Below are 6,428 nucleotides of genomic sequence, written 5' to 3'. Positions count from 1 at the left end.
GATGATAGTGTGCATTCGCATGTGAAAGTAGGTCATCGTCAGGCACCCCTCTTCTAAGAAGAAACACCCAAAGCCCTCCTCGTGAGGGCTTTAGGCTTTGTGCTTTTGGAAGAACGGGTTTGTTGAACGGTGTGGATCACCTTCGTGTTTCTGTGAATTCTGAGCAAAAGAGGGTGTCGATAAATACCTGCGGTAGATCATGCTCTGTGATTTCTAGGCCTCTGATCCATTCGTCATCAATATCTGTCGCCAAGATGGATGCATGCTGTTCTTGCGGCAGTGTTGTCACTCTGTCACTGCCTTGGGAATGCTGCGTTTCAGCATAGACTGATGTTGTCGTTGCCCGCATGCTGAGTGCTTCTGTTGGAAAGCTGAGGCGTGGAGATGCTTGGCCCATGTTCTGCGCTCCCAAAGTTGTGTGTCTTGTGTCTTGACCCTCCGTATTCAATGCGCTGAAAAACCTTTTTTCTACCCACCTTTGGGGGGTGAGTAGTGGGGTAGTAGGGTGTCTTTATCGAGATGGCTGCTTGAGCGGCAGCGATTGCGCTCCTAGGCGCACATCGAAGTCCTTTGGAGCAACATACTGCAATAGATCACGACCTTTTGAGTTCAGTGAAATAGCCAAGCCTTTTGATGGAAAATACCACTCAGTGAGATCTGGGTTGATTTGGTGCTTGGAGCCATCGTTACCAAAACGAGCTTGAATGATGGACTCATCAATTTTTGCTCCTGGTATATAAGTCAGTCCCGTGATCATTGCTCGACGGGCATTAAGCAAATCATCACGAGAGAGCGTATCTAGATGAGCTCCTGTGTCCGATTTGTGATGCTGAACACTTCGTTCTCGCCATGTTCTCAAATCTTCTGGACTAACTTGGATGCTGATAATAAGGCGACCACTTAGAAATTGAGTTCGCATGGGGTCCATATAAGCCTCTAGGGCACTGGGTGGGGACCCGTTCTCTGGGGATTCCGCCGTTGTATTCAATGGGGTGATAATCGCAACCTGTAATGACTCTCCCAGCTGATCGATAGCATCGCCCAAGGTTGATTGCCCCAAGGTAAGCCCAAAGATGCGAGATCCTCCGCCAGCAACAGGCTCAATCTCCCATGGCATGCTTGTTCTGGAGATTTTTGAATCAGGATTATGTCCCCCAAAAATCATTGCAATCGCCAAGGTCGCAACGATAATTGCAACCGATGCGATGATTGCTTTAAGAATGCGTGAATGCAGAATTTTTTTGATCATGATCATATTGTGAAATCGTAATCGACAATCAATGGTGCGTGATCGCTGAATTTTTCATGGGTATATACGTGACTTGCCAGCGCACTTGAGCTGATATTTCTCGTGGCTATTTGATAATCAATGCGCCAGCCGACGTTGTTTTTTCTGGCTTGACCTCGTTGGCTCCACCACGTGTATTGCTCCTGCGTTGGGTATAAAGATCTGTAAACATCTACAAAGCCGAGATCCTCAAAAATATGATCCATCCAAGCACGTTCTTCTGGTAAAAAACCACTATTTTTTATATTGCCTTTCCAGTTTTTAATGTCAATATTTTTGTGAGCAATATTAAGATCGCCCATCAGAATAAATTCTCGTTCTGATTTCATGCGATTCAATATCGGCAAAATCACATTCAGAAAATGGAATTTGGCTTGCTGTCGATCTTCACTGGAAGACCCACTTGGAAAGTATGCGCTCACAATCGAAAATTTTCTAAAGGGGGTATCGAAGCGTGCTTCTAACCAGCGACCTTCAGCGTCGAATTCAGCATCATTCATCCCTGTGCAAAGTTCGCTGGGTTCATGGATAGAGTAGATGCCAACGCCTGCGTAGCCTTTTTTCTGCGCACAGTGAAAGTAGCCTTTCATCCCTCCGAGCGTGTCAAATCGATTCGATATGTCACTTGGCTGGGCTCTAATCTCTTGGACACCCATACAATCGGGTCGAGTGGATTCGATCCATGCTGCTAGGCCTTTGGTGGTGGCTGATCGAATGCCATTGAGGTTTAAACTGATCAAACGCACTTGCTGGTTTCCTGAAATGACTGTCGATAATTTGCCAACTCATCGCGATAGCTTGGCGCTGGATTTTGTGACTTTTGCTGTTGAGTCGGGTGTCTTGCGCTTTGGTGAATTCAAGACCAAGGCAGGGCGGATGTCACCCTATTTTTTCAATGCGGGGCTGTTTGATGATGGCGCCAAGCTCGGGCGCTTGGCCGGATTTTATGCACGCCGCTTGATGGCGTCAGGCATGGCCTTCGACATGATCTTTGGGCCGGCCTATAAGGGCATTACGCTTGCTTCCGCTGTGGCTGTTGAGTTGGCACGTTTGGGCGTGAATGTTCCTTACGCCTACAACCGTAAGGAAGCCAAGGACCACGGTGAGGGGGGGACTTTGGTTGGGGCTCCGATGCGTGGGCGGGTGCTGATTATTGATGATGTGATCTCGGCCGGAACCTCTGTGCGTGAATCGATCGCCCTGATTCAAGCCGCAGGTGCGCAGCCATGTGCCGTGTCCATTGCCCTTGATCGCCAAGAAACGGCTTGCGTCGCAGGGGTTGAATCTGTGCAATCAGCTGTGCAATCTGTGCAACAAGAGCTGGGTTTACAAGTTGTCGCTATCGCGACGTTGACTGATTTGTTGCAGTATCTCGCTCAGCAGAGCGATCCAGCTCTAGCCGCCTACCTACCCCTGGTGGAGGCGTACCGTCAACGTTATGGAGTGCATGGGTGAAGGGTTCATCATTACACGTTGAAATGTTTCGACCGATCTTGCGGTTCGTCTGTGTGTGGACGCTGCCCATCGCGGCGGTCGCCCAAGGCAGCATTTTTACGTGTACGGATAACAAGGGTCGCCGACTGACTTCAGATCGACCTATTGCCGAATGCACCGATCGAGAACAACGGGTGCTCAACAGCGATGGGTCGATCCGTCAAGTGGTGGGGCCCACCCAGACCGTTGAAGAAAAGTCCATCGCCGATGAGGCTCAGCGGCGGCGGCAAGCCTTGGAGACGGCTCGCAAGGATGCGATTCGGCATGATCGAAATTTGCTGAATCGATATCCGAATGAACGCGCGCATCAAAAAGCACGTGAGGGGGCGCTCGATACGATGCGCAAGGCCTTGAAATCGAGCGAAGCTCGTTTGGCAGAGTTGGAACGTGAACGTAAAACGCTTCAGGATGAGGCCGAATTTTACAAAGGGCGTGAACTGCCCGCCAAATTGACGGGGCGATTCGAATACAACCAATCGGCTTCCGAAGCGCAACGCACCTTGGTACAGAACCATCGAGCCGAGGTCAGTCGCATTGATGCGATCTATGATGACGAACTGGCTCGGCTACGTAAACTTTGGGCGGGTGCTCAACCCGGCTCGATTCCTTTTGCTGTGCCCGCTTCAAATACGGGTTATCCGCAATAGATTGTCAGAACGTGAAATGCATGGCATACCGTTGTAACGGCTGAAAGGCTTTAGCAAGGGCTATCGATTCCAGTACATGGGTGCGCCGAGTTCGTGGTCGGACTTGTGCGATTGGTGTCACGAAAGGGAATCCATGCAGTACTTCCGTCGATCTGTGGTTTTTGTTGCTTTGGTGTTGAGTGTGTGTGCCGGGGCCCGAGCTCAAGAGCAAGCGTTTGTCGATGCGATCATGGATGATCAGTCTGTCCAAGCTCGCTCTGCGAGCCAGCGCAGCGCATCCAAAAAGGAATTGGTGATCGGTGTCACCAGCAATGCATATGGTGATCAGATCAGCATGGGGATTCGTCCTGTCTTGGAAAAGCGGGGTTACAAGGTGAAGGTGGTCGAATCCACCCAGCCCAATGCCGCCCTGGCTCAAGGTACTTTGGATGCCAATGCTTTTCAGAATGAGGCTCAACTGAGCCGTGCTTTGAGTGATGGCAAGTTGAAGTTATCTGAAATCATTAAACTGCCCACCGCCCCACTGGGTATCTATAGCCGCAAGAACAAGGGTTTGACCGATATTCGTGAGGGGGCTTCCGTGGCTTTGCCGACGGATGTGATTCACCAGTCACGGGCTTTGCATTGGTTGTCACAACTGGGTTGGTTGCGCCTGCGTGATGGCGCGGATGCCATGCGTGCGACTGAACGTGATATTGCTTCGAACCCGAAAAAAATTCGCTGGGTGCCAGCAGATGGTGCTGCGTTGGTGAAAGCGCTAGATAGCTCCGACTTTGCCGTGATTGACGGTGGTTCGGGTTGGTCGGCAGGGCTGAAACTCAGCGACGCTCTTGCACTGGATAAAACGCCGTCGGTTCAGCAAACCGTCTTGGTGGTTCGGACCGAGGATAAGGATAAACCTTGGGTCAAGGATCTGAGTGACGCATATCGGTCGCGTGATTTTCAAGCGACCGCTGAGCGTTACTTTTCCGGTTTTGTCAAACCCTGATTGGCCTGCCCGGAGGGACTCGAACCCCCGACCTGCTGCTTAGAAGGCAGCTGCTCTATCCAGTTGAGCTACGGGCAGACAAGGAGCGCGATTGTCGCACTTGTCGCTCGCATTGCGTCAATCTCGGCGAAGTTCGCAGAGTTGATAGAGCCCACCAAACCAAGTTTCGTGTCGTACCACCTGGACCGAAACATCCGTGGGTAGCCAGTGCGTCAGGGGGTGACGCCACAAGTCCAAGGCAAACGGCTCCAATTGACGCAGGATCAATGCCATGGGGCCGTAAAGCGGATGGAAAGCTCGGGGCCGGTGGTAATCCACCAACACGATGCGACCACCCGGCTGAAGGACCCGTAAAGCCTCAGCAAGCGTGGCTCGGCGCACTTCTTCGGGTTGTTCATGCAGCAGGAAAAACAACAAGATCTGATCCATGCTGCCACTGGCCATGGGCATGGCTGTGCAGTCTGCTTGAATCAATTCCACGCGATTGGAGGGGTCCAGCTTGCGGCGCAGATTGTCCAACTGTCCTGGCACCACATCGACCACTTTGAGTGCACCATCTTCGGCAAGGATTTTTGTGAGTTTTGGTGTTAAGTCACCATAAACACACGCCATTTGTAGTGTTTGGCCCTTTAAATTGGGCCCAAGCCAGTTCAGGGCGGTGTCTCTCAGATGGCCAAATTGGCCCCACAAAATCAGATTGATGAGCCAAGGGCGCTCAAAAACCCTGATAGCGCGTGGATGAACGTAGGCCCAGTTGTAGACGGTGGTCAAGTACGACGGGATGGCAGCCGGGGGGCTGGAGGTGTTGAGACGGATACCCATGTGCTGAGCTTAAAACGCGAGTCTTGGACTTGCCTTGCGATAGGTCTTATTCGTTTTGAATATAAGAAGAGAAAGAAAGAATCGTTCCTTTTTATGAAGGAGCTTCTTAGGATGCCGCCATTGCCCTGTTGAGTGCGTGCGTGATGTCTCAGATTGGTTTTTCTTCTCTTCGTCGGTGTGTCTTGGCCTTGGGTGCGCTGGTGCTTATGGGTGTATCCCACGCTGGGACGACCTTGCTCAATGTCAGCTACGACGTGACGCGTGAGTTTTACAAGGACTACAACGCCGCTTTTGCGCAACACTGGAAAGCCCAAACAGGTGAGAGCCTCACGCTCAACCAATCACACGGTGGCTCCAGCAAGCAAGCGCGCAGTGTGGTGGATGGCTTGGACGCCGATGTCATCACCATGAATCAGGCCAACGACATCGATATCTTGGCCGAGCGCGGCAAGTTGATCCCGCAAGACTGGGCCAAGCGCTTGCCCAACAACAGCGCACCCACCACTTCGGTGTCGGTGATTTTGGTGCGCAAGGGCAACCCTAAAGGGCTGAAGGATTGGGCGGATTTGGCCCGCAGCGGGGTTTCGGTGGTGATTCCGAATCCGAAGACTTCGGGCAACGGGCGCTATACCTATCTGGCGGTGTGGGGCAGTGTGCTCAAGAGCGGCGGCCATGCGGCCCAAGCGCGGGATCTGGTGACCAAGATTTTTGCCAACGTGCCGGTTTTTGACGGCGGTGGACGCGCTGCAACGACGACCTTTGCGCAACGCGGTATCGGTGATGCGCTGGTGACTTTTGAGAGCGAAGTGGACTTGATTCTGGGTGAATTTGGTCGGGACTTTGAGGTCATCTACCCCAAGAGCACTGTGCTGGCTGAGAACCCCGTGAGCGTGGTCGATAAGGTGGTGGATCGCAAGGGCACACGCAAACAAGCTGAGGCCTATTTGAATTACCTCTGGTCCGATGCGGGCCAAGAGATTGCGGCCAAGCATCATCTGCGGCCGCGCAACGACAAGGTGCTGGCCAAACACGCCGCCGAGTTCCCGAAGCTGATCACGTTCACGGTGGACGAACTCTTTGGTGGCTGGAAGAAGGCTCAGAAGGATCACTTCGACGATGGCGGTCTCTATGACCAAGTGATCGCTGCGGCCAAGGCGCGCTGAGCTGCTTGCGTGTTTTGAAGAGGGGT

8 protein-coding genes and 1 tRNA gene are annotated in these 6,428 nt (G+C 52.3%); 4 read left to right on the top strand and 5 right to left on the bottom strand.

The genetic code is table 11. From position 1 onward, the window contains the following. Positions 1–136: 136 nt before the first annotated feature. From AB3X39_RS13070 to AB3X39_RS13060, 3 genes are all read right to left on the bottom strand, one after another. Positions 137–397, bottom strand: a complete 261-nt coding sequence (locus tag AB3X39_RS13070; RefSeq protein WP_369417816.1) for a hypothetical protein — start codon at positions 395–397, stop codon at positions 137–139. Positions 398–511: 114 nt separating this feature from the next. Continuing rightward, positions 512–1,255, bottom strand: a complete 744-nt coding sequence (locus AB3X39_RS13065; protein ID WP_369417815.1) for a hypothetical protein — start codon at positions 1,253–1,255, stop codon at positions 512–514. After that, positions 1,252–2,034, bottom strand: a complete 783-nt coding sequence (locus tag AB3X39_RS13060) for an exodeoxyribonuclease III (protein ID WP_369417814.1) — start codon at positions 2,032–2,034, stop codon at positions 1,252–1,254. The genes AB3X39_RS13065 and AB3X39_RS13060 overlap by 4 nt, the downstream gene beginning before the upstream one ends. A gap of 16 nt (positions 2,035–2,050) precedes the next feature. On the opposite strand from AB3X39_RS13060, the gene pyrE reads away from it, so the two are divergent. From pyrE to AB3X39_RS13045, 3 genes are all read left to right on the top strand, one after another. Next, complete coding sequence (gene pyrE, locus AB3X39_RS13055) at positions 2,051–2,743, top strand: orotate phosphoribosyltransferase (protein ID WP_369417813.1); 693 nt, start codon at positions 2,051–2,053, stop codon at positions 2,741–2,743. Positions 2,744–2,946: 203 nt separating this feature from the next. Then, complete coding sequence (locus AB3X39_RS13050) at positions 2,947–3,429, top strand: hypothetical protein (protein WP_473964901.1); 483 nt, start codon at positions 2,947–2,949, stop codon at positions 3,427–3,429. 133 nt (positions 3,430–3,562) lie between these two features. Continuing rightward, positions 3,563–4,417 (top strand): MetQ/NlpA family ABC transporter substrate-binding protein, encoded by an 855-nt coding sequence (locus AB3X39_RS13045; protein ID WP_369417811.1) that lies wholly within the window; start codon positions 3,563–3,565, stop codon positions 4,415–4,417. Between the two features lies 1 nt (position 4,418). Here the strand turns inward: AB3X39_RS13045 and AB3X39_RS13040 are convergent. Then, a tRNA-Arg gene (locus tag AB3X39_RS13040) sits at positions 4,419–4,495 on the bottom strand. 39 nt (positions 4,496–4,534) lie between these two features. Continuing rightward, positions 4,535–5,239, bottom strand: a complete 705-nt coding sequence (gene rquA / locus AB3X39_RS13035; RefSeq protein ID WP_369417810.1) for a rhodoquinone biosynthesis methyltransferase RquA — start codon at positions 5,237–5,239, stop codon at positions 4,535–4,537. Between the two features lie 143 nt (positions 5,240–5,382). Here rquA and AB3X39_RS13030 point away from each other — a divergent pair, with 143 nt between their 5' ends. Then, the gene (locus AB3X39_RS13030) at positions 5,383–6,402 is read left to right on the top strand and encodes a sulfate ABC transporter substrate-binding protein (protein WP_369417809.1); all 1,020 of its coding nucleotides are present in this window, start codon (positions 5,383–5,385) and stop codon (positions 6,400–6,402) included. Positions 6,403–6,428 lie beyond the last annotated feature (26 nt).

This window comes from Leptothrix ochracea, assembly GCF_041083635.1.
Classification (GTDB): domain Bacteria; phylum Pseudomonadota; class Gammaproteobacteria; order Burkholderiales; family Burkholderiaceae_C; genus Sphaerotilus; species Sphaerotilus ochraceus.
Note: the sequence above shows the minus strand (reverse complement) of the source record. Positions and strands in the feature narration are given on the sequence as shown.